Annotated in this window: 14 protein-coding genes; 13 read left to right on the forward strand and 1 reads right to left on the reverse strand. The window is 70.5% G+C overall.

The window, feature by feature from the left end:
• The first annotated feature begins 483 nt into the window (after positions 1 to 483).
• From ABB55_RS14605 to ABB55_RS14620, 4 genes are all read left to right on the forward strand, one after another.
• On the forward strand, positions 484 to 1,713 hold the full coding sequence (locus ABB55_RS14605) for an ABC transporter substrate-binding protein (RefSeq protein ID WP_200912028.1): 1,230 nt from the start codon (positions 484 to 486) through the stop codon (positions 1,711 to 1,713).
• Positions 1,714 to 1,789: 76 nt separating this feature from the next.
• A complete protein-coding gene (locus ABB55_RS14610) occupies positions 1,790 to 2,674 on the forward strand; it encodes a branched-chain amino acid ABC transporter permease (RefSeq protein ID WP_054359455.1) in 885 nt (294 codons plus the stop codon).
• Positions 2,671 to 4,488 (forward strand): branched-chain amino acid ABC transporter ATP-binding protein/permease, encoded by a 1,818-nt coding sequence (locus tag ABB55_RS14615; protein ID WP_054359456.1) that lies wholly within the window; start codon positions 2,671 to 2,673, stop codon positions 4,486 to 4,488. The genes ABB55_RS14610 and ABB55_RS14615 overlap by 4 nt, the downstream gene beginning before the upstream one ends.
• Positions 4,475 to 5,182, forward strand: a complete 708-nt coding sequence (locus ABB55_RS14620) for an ABC transporter ATP-binding protein (protein ID WP_054359457.1) — start codon at positions 4,475 to 4,477, stop codon at positions 5,180 to 5,182. Before ABB55_RS14615 ends, ABB55_RS14620 begins: the two co-directional genes overlap by 14 nt.
• On the opposite strand, the gene ABB55_RS14625 is transcribed toward ABB55_RS14620, so the two are convergent.
• Positions 5,173 to 5,823, reverse strand: a complete 651-nt coding sequence (locus ABB55_RS14625; protein ID WP_054359458.1) for a TetR/AcrR family transcriptional regulator — start codon at positions 5,821 to 5,823, stop codon at positions 5,173 to 5,175. The two genes, ABB55_RS14620 and ABB55_RS14625, sit on opposite strands and share 10 nt — an antisense overlap.
• A 219-nt stretch (positions 5,824 to 6,042) precedes the next feature.
• Between ABB55_RS14625 and ABB55_RS14630 the strand changes: the two genes are divergently transcribed.
• The 9 genes from ABB55_RS14630 to lpdA all read left to right on the forward strand — a co-directional run bounded on the left by ABB55_RS14630 (position 6,043) and on the right by lpdA (position 15,358).
• A complete protein-coding gene (locus tag ABB55_RS14630; protein WP_083463636.1) occupies positions 6,043 to 6,837 on the forward strand; it encodes an SDR family NAD(P)-dependent oxidoreductase in 795 nt (264 codons plus the stop codon).
• Positions 6,838 to 6,862: 25 nt separating this feature from the next.
• Complete coding sequence (locus tag ABB55_RS14635) at positions 6,863 to 8,437, forward strand: class I adenylate-forming enzyme family protein (RefSeq protein WP_054359459.1); 1,575 nt, start codon at positions 6,863 to 6,865, stop codon at positions 8,435 to 8,437.
• Between the two features lie 242 nt (positions 8,438 to 8,679).
• Positions 8,680 to 9,843, forward strand: coding sequence for an acyl-CoA dehydrogenase family protein (locus ABB55_RS14640; protein ID WP_054359460.1), 1,164 nt, complete (start codon positions 8,680 to 8,682; stop codon positions 9,841 to 9,843).
• A gap of 9 nt (positions 9,844 to 9,852) precedes the next feature.
• On the forward strand, positions 9,853 to 10,806 hold the full coding sequence (locus ABB55_RS14645) for a thiamine pyrophosphate-dependent dehydrogenase E1 component subunit alpha (RefSeq protein WP_054359461.1): 954 nt from the start codon (positions 9,853 to 9,855) through the stop codon (positions 10,804 to 10,806).
• Between the two features lie 10 nt (positions 10,807 to 10,816).
• The gene (locus ABB55_RS14650; protein WP_054359462.1) at positions 10,817 to 11,791 is read left to right on the forward strand and encodes an alpha-ketoacid dehydrogenase subunit beta; all 975 of its coding nucleotides are present in this window, start codon (positions 10,817 to 10,819) and stop codon (positions 11,789 to 11,791) included.
• Between the two features lie 10 nt (positions 11,792 to 11,801).
• Positions 11,802 to 13,115: a dihydrolipoamide acetyltransferase family protein gene (locus ABB55_RS14655; protein ID WP_054359463.1), complete on the forward strand. Its 1,314-nt coding sequence runs from the start codon at positions 11,802 to 11,804 to the stop codon at positions 13,113 to 13,115.
• A complete protein-coding gene (locus ABB55_RS14660) occupies positions 13,115 to 13,528 on the forward strand; it encodes a MaoC family dehydratase (RefSeq protein ID WP_054359464.1) in 414 nt (137 codons plus the stop codon). The genes ABB55_RS14655 and ABB55_RS14660 overlap by 1 nt, the downstream gene beginning before the upstream one ends.
• Before the next feature lie 8 nt (positions 13,529 to 13,536).
• Positions 13,537 to 13,938 carry a MaoC family dehydratase gene (locus tag ABB55_RS14665; protein WP_054359465.1) on the forward strand — a complete coding sequence of 134 codons (402 nt, stop codon included), beginning with the start codon at positions 13,537 to 13,539 and terminating at the stop codon, positions 13,936 to 13,938.
• Position 13,939: 1 nt separating this feature from the next.
• Positions 13,940 to 15,358, forward strand: a complete 1,419-nt coding sequence (gene lpdA, locus ABB55_RS14670) for a dihydrolipoyl dehydrogenase (RefSeq protein ID WP_054359466.1) — start codon at positions 13,940 to 13,942, stop codon at positions 15,356 to 15,358.
• Positions 15,359 to 15,453 lie beyond the last annotated feature (95 nt).

The following is a 15,453-nucleotide window of genomic DNA, read 5'->3' on the forward strand; positions in this document are numbered from 1 at the left end:
TCTCTGGTCCTCCCATCCGGCTCTCCGGCGCGGCGACGGGAATATACTCATCGGTACTAAAATCTTCCAATAAGAATAATCGCCAAGTCACCGCCTGGCCCTTGTGCCCCGAGCCGGCCGCCGGCCGCCGGCCGCCGGGCGCGTAGGCGACGACCGCTGCCGCCCCTCCGGGAGACCGAGGCAAGCCAGGATGCTCGGCACCTGGAAACGAACAGGCACGTCGCGGGCGCGGCGATGATGGTCGACGTGGCGCGGTGCGGCGGAACCGGCTGCGTCCGCCCGAAGCCGCGGCCGATGGGGCCTTCAGACGGCCCGCGGTCGCGCCCGTGCCCGCGGTGCCGGGGGCGTCGATGCCGTCCCCGGATCGTCCCGCCCCGGCTTGGCAACCGCCGAACGCTTCGTTATACTCATGCGTATATTCTTCGACCGATAAGGATGTGGTGCGCCGCGGACATCGGGAACGAAGATGCCAGGGAGACGTCCATGTCGATGGGAACACGCCGTGATCTGTTTCGAGGATTGGCCGGTATCGGCGCTGCGGCGCTGCTGGCGCGGGGCGGCCGTGCCGTCGCGCAGGACTCCTCGGTCATCCGCCTGGGCCTGACCACCGCGCTGACCGGGCCCTACAACGAGTTCGGCGAAGGCAACAAGCGCGGCTTCGATCTCGCGATCGAGCAGTGGAACGCCAAGGGCGGCATCGACGGCCGCAAGATCGAGATCGTGACCGCGCTCGACGACCAGATGGTGCCCGACCGCGCCGCCCAGAACATGCGCCGCCTGCTCGACGACCCGTCGCTGACCGCCATCCTCGGTCCGGCCGGCAGTGGCGCCACCATGGCGGTGATCGACATGGTCACCGCCAGCGGCAGGCCCTACGTGAACGCGCTCGCCCAGGCGACCGCGGCGACCTATCCGCAGACCTTCGGCAAGGCGCCGCGGCGCAACGTCTTCACCTTCGGCATCATCAGCAATGTCGAAGCCGAGGTGCTCGGCACCTATGTGGCCAAGACCTTCAAATCGATTGCGGTGATGCACGAGAGCACCAGCTACGGCGTCTCCGGCCGCGACACCCTGCTCGGCGTGGTCAAGCAGCATCGACCGGACGTGAAGATCGCCGTCGAGGCCTACAATCAGCGGGCCACCGACGTCACGGCCCAGTTGGTGCGCCTGCAGCAGAGCGACGCCGAGGCGTTCCTGGTGATCGGCCTGGGTACCGACCTCGTCAACATCCGCCGCAGCATGGCCCGCCTCGGTCTGAAGCAGCCGCTGGTGACCAGTGCCGGCGGCCTGTCGCTGCCCTATTTCGAAGGCGCCGGCGACGCGGCGGTCGGCACCGTCGCGCCGATGGTCGGCGTCCTCGTCGAAGACGAGCCGCGGCCGGAGGTGACGCGCTTCGTCGAGGCCTACAAGGCCCGCTTCGGCACCGATCGCTACTGGGGTCCGGACCCGCAGCGTCCCCAGATCCAGATGTCGCTGATCGTCATCCCTGCCTATGACGGCGCCAACCTGCTGCTCGAGGGCATCCGCCGGGCGAAGTCGACCGAGCCGGCGGCGATCATCGCGGCGCTGGAAGGCATCCGCGACTACCCCGGCGTCAACACGATCTACAACTTCTCGGCCGACCGCCATCACGGCATCGGTACCGAGAGCCTCGCCATGCTGCGCGTCGTCAAGAAGGGCGAGAAGCTCGGTCTCGAGGTGCTCAAGGGCTGAACCGAGCGGTCTGCACGCGCTCAGGGCGGGCCGGGCGACCGGTCCGTCCCCGTCGTCGCCTCGCCCGGAGACCCCCATGCGGTTCACCATCACGCTCGCAGTCGCCGGCCTCAGCGTCGGGTCGATCTACGCCCTGATCGCGGTCACGCTGAACCTGACCTTCTGGACCACCCGGACCGTCAACTTCGGTCAGGGCGCGATCCTGATGCTGTGCACCATGGCGACGGCGGTCGCCGCCCGGTCGGGCGTGCCGATCTGGCTCGCCGGGACCGTCGGCATCCTCGCCTCGGCCTTCGCCATGGTGATCGCCGAGCGGGTCTGCGTCCTGCCCGCCTCCAAGGTCGGCGGCAGCATGGGCTGGGCGGTGTCGACGCTCGGCTTCGGCATCCTGATCCAGGGCATCGTGTCGAAATATCTCGGCAATCAGGCGGTCGCCTTCCCCGACGTGGTGCTCGACGCCGCGCAGTTCGTCGATCTCTTCGGCATCCGGATCGGCGCCCAGTACCTCGTCGTCTTCGCCTTCTCGCTCACCGTCATCGCGCTTCTCGATCTCGCCATCCGCTATACGGTCTGGGGTCGGGTCGTGCAGGCGGTGGCGCAGGACCCGGAATTGACCCGGGTCTTCGGCGTGCCGATGCGTCGGGTGGTGGTCGTCTCCTTCGCCCTCTCCGGCGCCATGGCGGGCGTCGCCGGCATCCTCACCGCCCAGATCATCGGCACGGTCGATCCGGCCTTCGGCTTCAGCCTGCTGATCTCCGGCTTCGTCGCCTCGATCGTCGGGGGCTTCGGGCGCAACTGGGGCGCCCTCCTCGGCGGCCTAGTGATCGGCGTCATCGAGCAGGTCGTCGGCGGCTACGTGTCGACGGCGGCCGGCCACGGCGTGTCGCTGGCGGTCCTGATGGTGGTGCTCGCGGTCCGGCCGCAGGGCCTTCTCGGCCGCGCGGAGGCGGTCAAGGCATGACGCGGATCCGGTTTCTCCTCGGTGCGGTCCTGTGCGACGCCCGCTTCGTCGGCTTGCTCGCGCTGGCGATCGTCGCCGCCGCCCCCCACCTGTCCGAAGCGACCCGGCAGCTGATCTCCTTCGCGGTGATCAACATCCTGATCGCCTGCAGCATCAACCTCCTGACCGGCATGGCCGGACAGATCTCGCTCGGCCAAGCCGCCTTCATGGGCATCGCCGCCTATGCGTCGGTGCTGCTGGTCAAGGTCGCCGGCTGGCCCTTCGCCCTGTCGGTGCCGGCGGGAGCCTTGATGGCGGCGGCGGCGGGTTGGATCCTGTCCTGGCCGGCCGGCCGGGTGCGCGAATTCTATCTGGCGATGATGACCCTCGGCTTCGGCATGATCTTCGTCGAGGTGGTGCGCGAATGGGATTCCGTGACCGGCGGCGTCATGGGCATCACCGGCATCCCGTCGCCGCAGTTGCGCAGTCTCGTCGTTTTCGGCCGAACCCTCGACACGGCCGACTATCTTCGCCTGCTGGCGGTCATCGCTGCGGCCGTCCTGTTCTGGCTGTCCGGCCTCAACCGTTCGCGCGTCGGCCGGGCCTTCTTCGCCGTCCACGAATCGGAGACCGCCGCCGACAGCATCGGGATCGACAGCGCCATGGTGAAACGGCAGGCCTATACGCTCTCCGCCGGCCTCGCCGGGCTTGCCGGTGCCCTCTATGGACACCTCGTCAGCTATGTCGGACCGGAGAGCTTCGAGCTCCACCGTTCGATCGAGATCCTGGTGATGTCGGTGATCGGCGGCCTCGGCTCGCTGCCCGGGCAGGTGGTCGGCGCCGTCGCCCTGACCTGGCTTCCGCTCCAGCTCGAGGTCTTCGAAGACTTCAAGTTCATCCTCTACGGCGCCGTGCTGGTCGCGATCTTCGTTGTCATGCCGCGCGGTCTCGCCGGCCTGCTGTTTCCGCCGCCCCGGATGATCCGTCCGGCCTGGCGCCAGGCGGCGGCGCCCCCAACCGCCACGACCGGGGGCAGCGCCCGGCGGGTCGTCGGACGGACGGTGCTCGCCTGGACGGGGCTCAGGCGGTCCTTCGGCGGCCTCACCGCCGTCGCCGACTTCTCCTGCGAGCTCGCCGCCGGCGAGGTCCTCGGTCTGATCGGTCCCAACGGGTCGGGCAAGAGCACGACGATCAACGTGCTGAGCGGGCTCTATCCGCCGTCCTCCGGCCGCATCGAGCTGGCCGGGGCCGACGTCTCGGGCCTGCCCCCGCACGTCGTCGCCCGGCGAGGCATGGTGCGCACCTTCCAGGATCCGCGTCTCGTCGGCCGGTTCACGGTGCTGGAAAACGTCCTGCTCGGCGCCCATGTCCACGCGCGCTACGGCGCGCTCGAGGCCGGGTTCGGAATCGGTCGCATCCGCCGCGACGAACCGGCTGCGATCGCCCGGGCGGCCGGCGTGCTGACCGCGATGGGGCTCGACGACGTCGCCGACCGGGTGCTGGAGACCTTGCCCTACGGCTATCGTCGTCTGGTCGAGGTGGCCCGCGCCCTGATGGTCGAGCCCGACGTATTGCTGCTCGACGAACCCGCCGCCGGCCTCTCGGAGGGCGAGATCGGCCGGCTGGAGCGCGCCGTGCTCGATCTGCGCGCCGCCGGCGTCGCCGTGCTGATCGTCGACCACCACATGGACTTCCTCGCCCGCGTCGTCGACCGCGTGGTCGTGCTCGACGGCGGTCGCGAGATCTTCCGGGGCGCCATCGGCGCCATGCGCGACGATCCGAAGGTCGCCGAATGCTATCTCGGGCGGATGGAGACGACCGATGCTCGAGGTTGAGACTCTCGCCGTCTCCTATGGCGCTGTCCGCGCGGTGCGCGGCGTGTCGCTGCGTGCCGAGCCGGGACGGATCACCGCGATCCTCGGCGCCAACGGCTCGGGCAAGTCCTCGCTGATCCGCGCCGTCATGGGGCTTGTGGCGGCGAGCGGAACCGTCCGTCTGGACGGCGTCGACGTTTCGGCGCTCGGCGCCGAACGCCGCGCCCATCTCGGTCTCGGCTGCGTGCTCGAAGGGCGGCGCCTGTTTCGCGGCCTTACGGTCGAGGAGAATCTCGAGGTCGCCTGGCGCTTCGGCCGCCGCCACGCCGGCTTCGCCGCAATGCGGGCCGCCGTCTTCGACCGCTTTCCGGCGCTTGCGGAGAAGCGATCGGTGGCCGCCGGCCTGCTGTCCGGCGGCCAGCAACAGATGCTGATCGTCTCCTCGGCGACCATTCGCAGTCCGCGCTGGCTGATGCTCGACGAGCCGTCGCTCGGCCTGGCGCCGGTCATCGTCCAGCAGCTCTTCGATTTCGTCGTCGACCTGGCACGCAGCCGCGAGACCACCGTGCTCCTGACCGAACAGATGGCGTCGATGGCCCTGCGCATCGCCGACTACGGCTGGGTGCTGCGGCAGGGCACTCTGGCGGTGGCCGGCGATCGCGCGCTGCTCGCCTCGCCCGAAGGAAGCCGTCGCCTGGCCGAGGCCTATCTCTGAGCGGCGCCGACGCGCGCCAGCGGTTCGGCGCCGAGGCTGCGCAGGACGTGGGCGACCATCGTGTCGGCGATTTCCTCGCGCGGCACGCTGAAGGATTCGCGGTACCAGGCGAAGGCGTAGCTGACCATGCCGGCGACGATCAGGCTGGCGACGGCGAGATTGTCGAAGCGGAAGACGCCCGCCTCGCGCCCCTCGGCGAGCAGCGCGCGCAAGTGGTGGTCGATGTCCCGCCGCATGGCGGCGATGCGGGCGGCAGCCTCTTCCGGCAGGTTGAGCTGTTCGCGGAAATAGATCGCCACCAGCTTGTGGTGATCGAGGACAACGGCGGTGAAGTCGCGCACGAGGCGTTCGAGCTTCTCCTGCGGTCCGAGGTCGAGCGCCACCGCCGCGGCGATCACCGCGAGCGCTTCACGCGTGCCGCGTTCGCAGATCTCCACCAGGAGATCGACCTTGCTCTTGAAGTGGTAATAGACGAAGGGCTTGGTCGCGCCGAGCCGCTCGGCCACGGCGTCGACGGATGTCGGCAGATACCCCTTGCGATAGAAGAGCTCGACGGCCTCGCCGAGTATCCGCTCGCGCTTCAACGCGGTGATCTCGTCCCAGAGGTTCTCGCCTTCGACCGCCCGCGGTCTCTTCCCCATGCGACGTCCTTTCCGGTCGCGGGTCGAACGGCCGCCCGCCGCTCAGCCATAGCCCGGTTCGACGATAGTAACAATTCATACCAGCGAGTTTGGCGCCGCCTGCGGCATCGCGCCCTGGTCCGCGCTTGCCAGGATTATACTGATTAGTATATTATTCAGACCAACAAGAATAATCGCCTCTCCGAAGCCGCCGACGGCCGGAGGCGCCTGGGAGGATGCATGGAGAGCAAGGACTCCGCCCGCTTCGGCGGAGCGGCGGCGCCGACGTTCGGCGGGCCGGGCGCCGCGCTGGTGACCGGGGCCGGGGCCGGATTGGGCCGCGCCATCGCGGTGGCGCTGGCACGCTGCGGCGACGCGGTGATGGTCTGCGACATCGACCCGGACGGCGGGCGCGAGACCGTCGCGGCGATCGAGGCCGCCGGTGGGACCGCGCGGTTCGAGCCCTGCAACGTCGCCGTCCCGGCGGACGCCGAGCGCGCCGTCGCCGCCTGCCTCGACGCCTTCGGCCGGCTCGACCGCGCCGTCAACAACGCCGGCATCGAAGGGGCCCGCGCCGCGGTCGCCGACTACGGCGTCGACGAATGGCGCCGCGTCATCGATATCAACCTCGGCGGCGTGTTCTTCTGTCTGCGCGCCGAGATCCCGGCGATGCTCGCCGGCGGCGGCGGCGCTATCGTCAACATCGGCTCGACCGCCTCGCTCGGCGGCGTCGCCGGCATGCCGGCCTATACGGCCGCCAAGCACGGGCTCCTCGGCCTGACCCGCGCCGCCGCGCTCGACTATGCCGACCGCGGCATCCGCATCAACGCCGTCTGCCCCGGCTCCTTCCGCACGGCGATGAGCGAACGCCTGTTCGGCGACGCGCTCGACACGTCGATGGTCGCGACGACGCCGATGGGGCGGCTCGGCGGCCTCGACGAGATCGCCGCGGCCGTTCTCTTCCTGCTCTCGGATGCAGCCTCCTTCGTCACCGGCGCGGCCCTGCCGGTCGAGGGCGGCAAGCGCGCCCGGTGAGCACAACATCCGACGAGGACATCCCATGGACGTGAGCGGCAACCAGACCGTACCCGACCTCCTCCATCTCCAGGTCGATCGCCGGCCGAACGCCGAATTCCTGATCTTCGAGAACGATGCCGGCGCGGTGGTGTCCTTCACCTACCGGGCCTTCGCCGAGCGGGTGAACCGGCTCGCCAACCATTTCGTCGCAAAAGGCATTCGGCCGGGCGATCGGGTCGCCATCATGGTGACCAACAGCCCCGAATTCCTCGTCGCCTGGTTCGCCGCCAACCAGGCCGGCGCCGTGATGGTCCCCGTCAACGTGCTCTACTCGGCCGACGAACTGGCCTATCTCCTCGCCGATTCCGGCGCCGCCGCCTTGGTCACGGAGCCGAAGTTCCTGGCGACGGTCGCCGAGGCCGGCGCCGCGGGCCTGCCGGACATCCGCATTCTCGCCAAGACGACCGCGGCGACATCCGGCTTCGTCACCCTGGCCGAGATCGAGGCCGCCGGCGACCCCGAGCGGCGCCCCGTCCGCGTCTCCCCCGACGATCCGGCGCAGATCATCTACACCTCCGGCACGACGTCGCGGCCGAAGGGCGCGGTGATCGGCCATCGGGCCTCGGTGATCCAGGCGATCGCCACCGCGATGCTGTTCGGCATGAGCGAGCGGGAGCGTTCCTGCGTGGTGCTGCCGCTGTTCCACGTCAACGGCCAGTATGTCGGCACGCTGCCGACCCTTGCGGTCGGCGGCACCGTGGTGTTGCTCGAGGCCTTCAGCGCCCGCCGATACTGGGCCCAGGTGAAGGCGCATCGATGCACCTTCATGAGCATCGTGCCGATGCTGCTGCGCACGCTGCTGGCTCAGCCGCCGCGCGCCGACGACGCGGAGCACGATCTGCGCTTCTCCTTCTACGCCCTGCCCACCTCGGCGGAGGAATGGAGCGACTTCGAGCGTCGGTTCGGAGTCCGGCTGATCGAGGGATATGGACTGTCCGAGACGCTCGGCATCTGCACCTCCAACCCGCTCGTCCACGGCATCACCAAGCGCCACTGCATCGGCCTGCCGCTGCTCGGGCGCGAGGTGCGGATCGTCGACGACGCATTGCAGGACGTGCCGTTCGGGCAGACCGGCGCCATCGTGGTGCGCGGCGAGCCGCTGTTCTCCGGCTATTGGGGCAACGCGGAAGCGACCGCCGCCTGCATGCGCGACGGCTGGTTCCTGACCGGCGACAACGGCCGCTTCGACGAGGACGGCTACCTGCACTTCTTCGACCGCTCCAAGGACGTGATCAAGCGCGCCGGCGAGAACATCGCCGCGAGCGAGGTCGAACGCGTCCTCAACGACCACCCGGCGGTGCTCGAATCGGCCGTGATCGGCGTCTTCGATCCGCTGCGCGACGAGGCGGTGAAGGCCTTCGTGGTGCGTCAGCCGGGGGCCACGGTCGGCGAGGATGACTTGCGCGACTGGTGCGCCCGCCGCCTGGCCAAGTTCAAGGTCCCGAGCTTCGTCGAGTTCCGCGACGAACTGCCGAAGACCTCGATCGGCAAGATCATGAAGTTCCAACTGCGCCACGAACAGGCCGCGTCCGCCGCCTCCGCCGCCTCCGCCGGCTAGCCCGCTCGCCTCTCGACAGGACCCTTGCGCGCCGCACGGCGACCGTCCGGCGCGCCGACGGACCGTGCCCGCGCGATGGCGCGACCGCCCCTGAAAGACCGCGGAAATCCGCCTCGGACGGGCCGTTGACACACCTGGTACGGCCCTATATACGCTCAAGAAATAAATTATACTGACTAGTATGTCCTGCCCTGAAGCCCTCTCCTGCGAGGCTCCGGGCGGACCATCCTGGAGGGACGGCTGTGGATTTCGCCTTCACCGAGGATCAGATCGCGCTGCAGAATCTGGTCCGCAAGTTCGTCGAGAAGGAGATGCCCAAGTCCGCGGTGGCGGCCTGGGATCGCGACGGCGAATTTCCCGCGCGCCTGCTCGACCAGATGGCGGAGATCGGCCTGATGGGCGCCTCGATCCCGGAGGAATACGGCGGTTCGGGCGGCGGCGTCGTCGAGGAGACGATCGTCCTCGAAGAACTCGCCCGCCATTCCTCGACCGTGGCGCTCGCCTACGGGCTCGACATCTCCTTCGGCGCCGTCACCATCGAGCGCCACGGCTCGGAGGAGCAGAAGCGCCGTTTCCTGCCCGAGATCGCGGCTGGCGCCTGCCACTTCGCCCTGTCGCTGACCGAACCCGACGGCGGCACCGACATCCTCGGCGCCATGAAGACCGTCGCGCGCCGCGACGGCGACGACTACATCATCGACGGCGTCAAGGTCTTCACGACCGGGATCAACATCGCCTCCTGGCTCTTCGTCGTCGCTCGCACCAGCCGGGATCCCGACAAGCCGTCGCGTGGCCTGACCGTGTTCCTGGTGCACAAGGACACGCCCGGGATCTCGTGGAGCAAGATCGACAAGCTCGGCTCGCGCTTCCTGCATTCCTTCGAGGTCGTCTACGACAATGTCCGCGTCCCCGCCTCGGCGATCGTCGGCGTGGAGGGTCGCGGCTGGCACGCCATCCTCGACACGCTGAACAACGAGCGGATCTTCATCGCCGCGACCTGTCTCGGTCTCGGTCAGGGCGCCTACGAGGACGCCAACGGCTATGCCAAGGAACGGCGGGCCTACGGACGGCCGATCGGCGCGTTCCAGGCGGTGCAGCACCAGCTCGCCGACAGCCTGACCGAACTCGAGCTCGCGCGCCTCATGACCTACAAGGCCGCCTGGATGCAGGACCGCGGCGAGGACTGCTCGCTGCCCGCGGCGATGGCGAAATACTTCGCCTCCGAGGCCGCCTTCCGCACCACCGATCGCGGCATGCGGGTGCTCGCCGGCTACGGCTTCACCACCGAATACGGCATGCAGCGCTACTACCGCGACATCCGCCAGCTGATTTTCGCGCCGATCACCAACGAGATGACCCGCAACTTCATCGCCCAGGTCGGCTGCGGCCTGCCGCGCTCCTACTGAGGTCGCTCCATGTACGATGCGCCGCTCGACCTTTACGCCCGCATGATGCTGATCCGGGCCTGCGAGACGCAACTCAACGACGTCTTCGCCCGCAACCTGTTTCCCGGCTACATCCATTCCTATCTCGGCCAGGAGGCCTGCGCGGTCGGCGTCTGCTCGCTGCTCGGCGACGGCGACAAGGTGGTGTCGACCCATCGCGGTCGCGGCCACTACCTCGCCAAGGGCATGGCCCTGCGCCCGATGATGGCCGAGATGTTCGGCCGTGCGTCGGGCATCTGCGGCGGCCGGGCCGGCGAGATGCACGCCGCCGATCCGGCGATCGGCGTCCTGGGCGGCAACGGCATCGTCGGCGCCGGCCTGCCGATCGGCGCCGGCGCGGCGCTGGGCATGCAGCTCGACGGGGCCGGCGCGGTGGCCGTCGCCTTCTTCGGCGAGGGCGCCAGCAACAACGGCGCCTTCGCCGAAACCCTGAACGTCGCCGCCGCCTGGCGCCTGCCCCTGCTGCTCGTCTGCGAGAACAATCTCTATGCCGAGATGACGCCTTTCGCCGACACCGTCGCCCAACCGCGGGTGGCGGCCCGCGCCGCCGGCTACGGGCTGCCCGGGGAGACCGTCGACGGCAACGACGTCTTTGCCGTGCGCGACGCCACGGCGCGCGCCTTGGCGCGGGCCCGTGCCGGTGACGGGCCGACACTGCTCGAACTCGAAACCTACCGCTGGGGCGGCCATTTCGAGGGCGACCCCAAGAAATACCGCAGCCGCGACGAGGAGGCGGCGTGGAAGGCGCGCTGCCCGGTCGCCCGCCTGCGCGCCGTCCTTCTCGCCGGATCAGACGCCGACGCCGCGCGGCTCGACGCCATCGACGCGGCGGCCGAGGCGGGGGTCGCCGAGGCGATCCGCTTCGCCCTCGACAGCCCGCTGCCGGAACCGGAACGCGCGCTCGACCATGTCTACGCGGCTTGAGGGGCGCCCCATGACAACCAAGACCTACTGTTGGGCGATCATCGACGCGATCCGGGAGGAAATGGCCCGTGACGACCGCGTCCTGCTCCTCGGCGAGGATGTCGGCGCCGCCGGCGGTGCCTTCGGCGCGTCCCGCGGGCTCTTCGACACCTTCGGGCCGGCCCGCGTGCGCGACACGCCGATCAGCGAGGAGATCATCGTCGGCCTCGGCGTCGGCGCGGCGATGACCGGCCGCCGGCCGATCGTCGAGATCATGTTCATGGACTTCTTCGGTCTCTGCCTCGACCAGATCGCCAATCAGGCGGCCAAGACGCGCTATCTCTACGGCGGCATGTTCTCGATGCCGCTCGTCATCCGCACCTCGGTCGCGGTGGAGATGGGCATCGGCCCGCACCATTCGCAGTCGCTCGAGAGCTGGGTCGGCCACGTCCCCGGGCTCAAGGTGGTGATGCCGTCGACCCCGCGCGACGCCAAGGGCCTGCTCAAATCGGCCATTCGCGACGAGGATCCGGTGATCTTCATCGAACACCTCGCCCTGCACCGGATGAAGGAGGAGATCGAGGACGGCGAAGTGCTGATCCCGATCGGCAAGGCCGACATCAAGCGACCGGGCCGCGACGTGACCGTGGTGGCGACCGGCCTGATGGTCGGAAAGGCGCTCGCCGCTGCCGAGATCCTCGCCGCCGAGGGCATCGAGATCGAGGTGATCGATCCGCGCACCATCAGCCCCCTCGACATCGACACCATCCTGGCCTCGGTCGCCAAGACCAACCGGGCCATCGTCGTCACCGCGTCGCTGAAGCCCTTCGGCTTCGGCTCGGAGGTGGCCGCGCAGATCATGCAGCACGGCTTCTTCGACCTCGACGCCCCGGTCGTGCGATTGGCCCCGCCCTTCACCCCGACGCCGTTCGGCAAGGGGTTCGAGGACTTCCTCAATCCGACCGCCGACAAGATCGTCGCGGCGGTTCGCGAACTTCTGGCCTGAGGAGCGACCGATGGCGCATGCGATCGCGATCCCCAAGTTGGGTCTGACCATGACCGACTGCACGCTCCGCAGCTGGGAGAAGGCGGACGGCGAGAAGGTGACCGAGGGCGAGACGCTCTACACCATCGAAACCGAGAAGATCACCTCGGAGATCCAGGCGGACCGCGACGGCTATCTCGAACGCGCCGCGGCCGTCGACACGGTCTGCGCCGTCGGCGCGCGGATCGGCTGGCTTCACGACACGGCCGGCGCGGTCGGCCGGGGCGCCTCCGCGACCGATACGGCATCGGCGGCCCCGGCGCCGATCGCGGCCCCGGTCCCGGCCCCGGTCCCGGCCGACGCCGACGCGGGGGCCGAGACCGGCGCGGCCGCGCCGCTCTCGCTGCGCGCCGTCGCGGCCGACGGCACCCGGCTGCTGGTGTCGCCCATCGCCCGTCGCCTCGCCGCGGCGCGGGGCCTGGACCTTTCCGGCATTGTCGGCAGCGGTCCCGGCGGGGCGATCCTGCGCCGCGACGTCGAAACCGCCGCGCCGGCCCCGGCCGCGTCCCGCGCGAGCGGCGCTGACCCGCGCCCGGTCCCCGCTCCGGTCCCTGCCCGGGCCGCCATCGCGCGCGATGCCGGAGACCGCGTCGCCGCCCGCCGGCCGCTCGACGGCATGCGCCGGACCATTGCCGAGACGATGATGCGCAGCCTGTCGACCAGCGCCCAGATGACCGGCTTCGCTCGGGTCGATATGGGGGAGGCGATGCGCCTGCGCGCCGCGTGTCTGGCAAGCGAAGCCGAGTTCGGCGTTCGCGTCACCTGGACCGACATCGTGCTGAAGGCCGCCGCGGTGGCGCTGCGGGCGGTGCCGGCGCTGAACCGCGCCATCGTCGGCGACGAGGTCGTGGAATGGGCCTGCGTCGACATCGGCCTCGCCGTCGCCCTCGACGACGGGCTGATCGTCCCGGTGCTGCGCGACGTCGACACCAAGTCGATCGCCGAGATCGCCCGCGAGCGGCGCGACCTCGTCGACCGCGCCCGGACCGGACGTCTCCGCCGGCACGAGATCGAAGGGGCGACCTTCACCCTCTCGAATTTCGGCTCCTACGACGGCGACTTCGAGACCCCCATCCTGCAGCCGCCCCAGTCCGCGCTGCTCGGCATCGGCCGCATCGCCGACGAGGCGGTGGTGCGCGACGGCCTCGTCGTCGCCCGGCCGACGATGATGCTGAGCCTGACCTTCGATCATCGTCTGATCGACGGGGCCGTCGCCGGCCGCTTCCGCTCGAAACTGCGCGCCTTCCTGGAGGACCCCATGCTGCTCGCCGCGAGACTGCGCTGATGGTCGACCCGCTGACGACCTTCGAGGCCGCCGAGATCGGCCGCCCGCTGCGCGAGGGCCACATCCGGCTGACCCAGGCCGATGTCGACGCCTTCTGTGCCCTCCTCGGCTACGACGACCCGGCCTATCGCGCCGATGCCCCCGGCGGACCGGTCGCGCCGACCTCGATGGGCCTCACCTTCGGCCTGCGCCTGGGCTGGGAGGCGGACGTTTTTCCGCCCGGCGCCATCCGGGTGGGCGACCGCAACCGCTACGGCGTCCCGGCCCGTCCGGGCGACGATCTGACCACGGTGCTGACCATCACGGCGCGCTTCGTTCGTCGCGAACGCAAGTTCCTCGAATACGAGATGGTCACCCGGAACCGGACGGGCGACCTCGTCTGTTCCGTCGCCTTCACCGCCATCGTTCCGTGAGGCCCGCCATGACCCGACCGGCCCCCTCGCTGCCCACCGCCGAGATCGCGATCTCCCAAGACCTGATCGACGGCTACGCCGCCGTGTCGGGCGACTTCAACCCGGTCCACGTCGACCGCGCCTTCGGCGCCGCCTCGGCCTTCGGCTCGACCATCGCCCATGGCTGCCTGCCGATGGAGCCGATCTTCATGGCGCTCCAGCGCTGGCTGGGCGTTCCGGCGCTGCCGCCGGGATCCACCATGGACCTGCGCTATCACCGCCCGTCGCGCCCCGGCGACGTCATCCGTCTCGACGCCGCGACCCCGGAGGCCGACCCCGGCGGCGGTACCCGCATCCCCTTCGCCTGCCTGAACCAGGCCGGCGAGAAGGTCATCGAGGGCGTCGCCGTCCTGCCCGCGGCTGTGGGGTGACATGACCGAGATACGCACCCTCCTGGTGGTCGGCGGCGGCATCGGCGGCTACACAGCCGCGATCCGCGCCGCCCGCGCCGGTCTCGCGGTCACGCTGGTGGAGGACGGCCCCCTCGGCGGCACCTGCCTCAATGTCGGCTGCATTCCCTCCAAGAGCCTGCTCGGGTCGGCCGCCGCGCATGCCGACCGGGTCGGCCGATCGGCCGGTCGCGCCGATCTCGCGCCGATCATGGCGCGCAAGACCGCCGCGGTCGCCCGCCTCGTCGGCGGCGTCCAGACGCTGATCCGCCGCAATCGCATCGACCACGTCGCCGAGCGCGCCGAACTGCTCGGCCCCGGCCGTCTGCGTCTTGCCGGCTCGGGCCGAGTCCTCGTCGCCGATGCGGTGATCCTGGCGACCGGCTCGCGGCCGGCACGGCCGGCGATCCCCGGTCTCGAGCTTCCCGGAGTGCTCGACAGCGACGCGGCGATCGCGCTCGACACGGTGCCGGAACGGCTCCTCGTGCTCGGCGGCGGCGTCATCGGCATGGAACTGGCGCAGGTCTTCGCCGATCTCGGGGCGCGGGTGGCGGTGGTCGAGAGGGCCGAACGCATCCTGCCCGGAGAGGACGCCGGCGCGGTCGCCGTCCTCGCGGCCGCGATGCGCCGACGCGGCGTCGCCGTGACGACGGGCGCCACCGTCGAACGCCTCGCACGGCGCGACGGCGCGCTGGTCGCCACCCTGACGGACGCCGCCGGCGCGGCGCGCGAGGTCGTCGCCGATCGGGTGTTGGTGGCGGTCGGCCGGGTACCGGAGACCGGCGTCCTCGGCGACGATCCGCTCGGCCTCCGCGGACCCGGCGGCGTCATCACCGTCGACGATCACGGCCGCACCCGGACGCCCGGCATCTTCGCCGTCGGCGACGTCTGCGGCGGGCCGCAACTCGCCCACAAGGCCGCCGCAGAGGCGGAGGTTGCGGTGGCGACCCTGCTCGGCCGGCCGGCCAGCCGGTCCGGCCGTGTCGTCCCGCGCGCCGTCTACACCACGCCGGAGATCGCCGCCGTCGGTCTCGATGCCGCCACCGCGCGGACGCGCGGACCGGTGAAGGTCGGCCGCTTTCCCTTCTCCGCCAACGGACGGGCGATCGCGGGCGGCCACGACGACGGCTTCGTGGAGATCGTCGCCGACGCGGTCGACGAACAGATTCTCGGCATCGTCATGGTCGGCCACGGCGTCACCGAACTGCTCGGCGAGGCGACACTGGCGGTTCAGATGGAGCTCACGCTCGCCGCGCTCGCCGAGACCGTCCACGCCCACCCGACCCTGTCGGAGGCGCTCGCCGAGGCGGCCCACGACGCCCGCGACGGCGGTGCGATCCACCTGCCGCCGCGCCCCCGCACCGGCGGCGAGACCGCGGTCGCCGGGGCGGCGCACCCATAGGCGCGCGACGCGATCGGCCATGCCGGCTGCGCCGCTCGGGAGACCAAGGCCCGGCGGCGCGCGCCACAGCCCGGAGAGGCCCGGTGCGGGTCTTG

It is taken from the genome of Prosthecodimorpha hirschii, assembly GCF_001305515.1.
GTDB classification, from domain to species: Bacteria; Pseudomonadota; Alphaproteobacteria; order Rhizobiales; family Ancalomicrobiaceae; genus Prosthecodimorpha; species Prosthecodimorpha hirschii.

What these genes read in the sequence shown, in the direction of transcription:
- ABB55_RS14630 (WP_083463636.1), top strand. Translation starts at nt 6,043, where the DNA reads ATGGAGAGCAAGGACTCCGCCCGCTTCGGCGGAGCGGCGGCGCCGACG.
- ABB55_RS14625 (WP_054359458.1), bottom strand. Translation starts at nt 5,823, where the DNA reads ATGGGGAAGAGACCGCGGGCGGTCGAAGGCGAGAACCTCTGGGACGAG.
- ABB55_RS14645 (WP_054359461.1), top strand. Translation starts at nt 9,853, where the DNA reads ATGTACGATGCGCCGCTCGACCTTTACGCCCGCATGATGCTGATCCGG.
- ABB55_RS14655 (WP_054359463.1), top strand. Translation starts at nt 11,802, where the DNA reads ATGGCGCATGCGATCGCGATCCCCAAGTTGGGTCTGACCATGACCGAC.
- ABB55_RS14605 (WP_200912028.1), top strand. Translation starts at nt 484, where the DNA reads ATGTCGATGGGAACACGCCGTGATCTGTTTCGAGGATTGGCCGGTATC.
- lpdA (WP_054359466.1), top strand. Translation starts at nt 13,940, where the DNA reads ATGACCGAGATACGCACCCTCCTGGTGGTCGGCGGCGGCATCGGCGGC.
- ABB55_RS14620 (WP_054359457.1), top strand. Translation starts at nt 4,475, where the DNA reads ATGCTCGAGGTTGAGACTCTCGCCGTCTCCTATGGCGCTGTCCGCGCG.
- ABB55_RS14635 (WP_054359459.1), top strand. Translation starts at nt 6,863, where the DNA reads ATGGACGTGAGCGGCAACCAGACCGTACCCGACCTCCTCCATCTCCAG.
- ABB55_RS14650 (WP_054359462.1), top strand. Translation starts at nt 10,817, where the DNA reads ATGACAACCAAGACCTACTGTTGGGCGATCATCGACGCGATCCGGGAG.
- ABB55_RS14660 (WP_054359464.1), top strand. Translation starts at nt 13,115, where the DNA reads ATGGTCGACCCGCTGACGACCTTCGAGGCCGCCGAGATCGGCCGCCCG.
- ABB55_RS14665 (WP_054359465.1), top strand. Translation starts at nt 13,537, where the DNA reads ATGACCCGACCGGCCCCCTCGCTGCCCACCGCCGAGATCGCGATCTCC.
- ABB55_RS14615 (WP_054359456.1), top strand. Translation starts at nt 2,671, where the DNA reads ATGACGCGGATCCGGTTTCTCCTCGGTGCGGTCCTGTGCGACGCCCGC.
- ABB55_RS14610 (WP_054359455.1), top strand. Translation starts at nt 1,790, where the DNA reads ATGCGGTTCACCATCACGCTCGCAGTCGCCGGCCTCAGCGTCGGGTCG.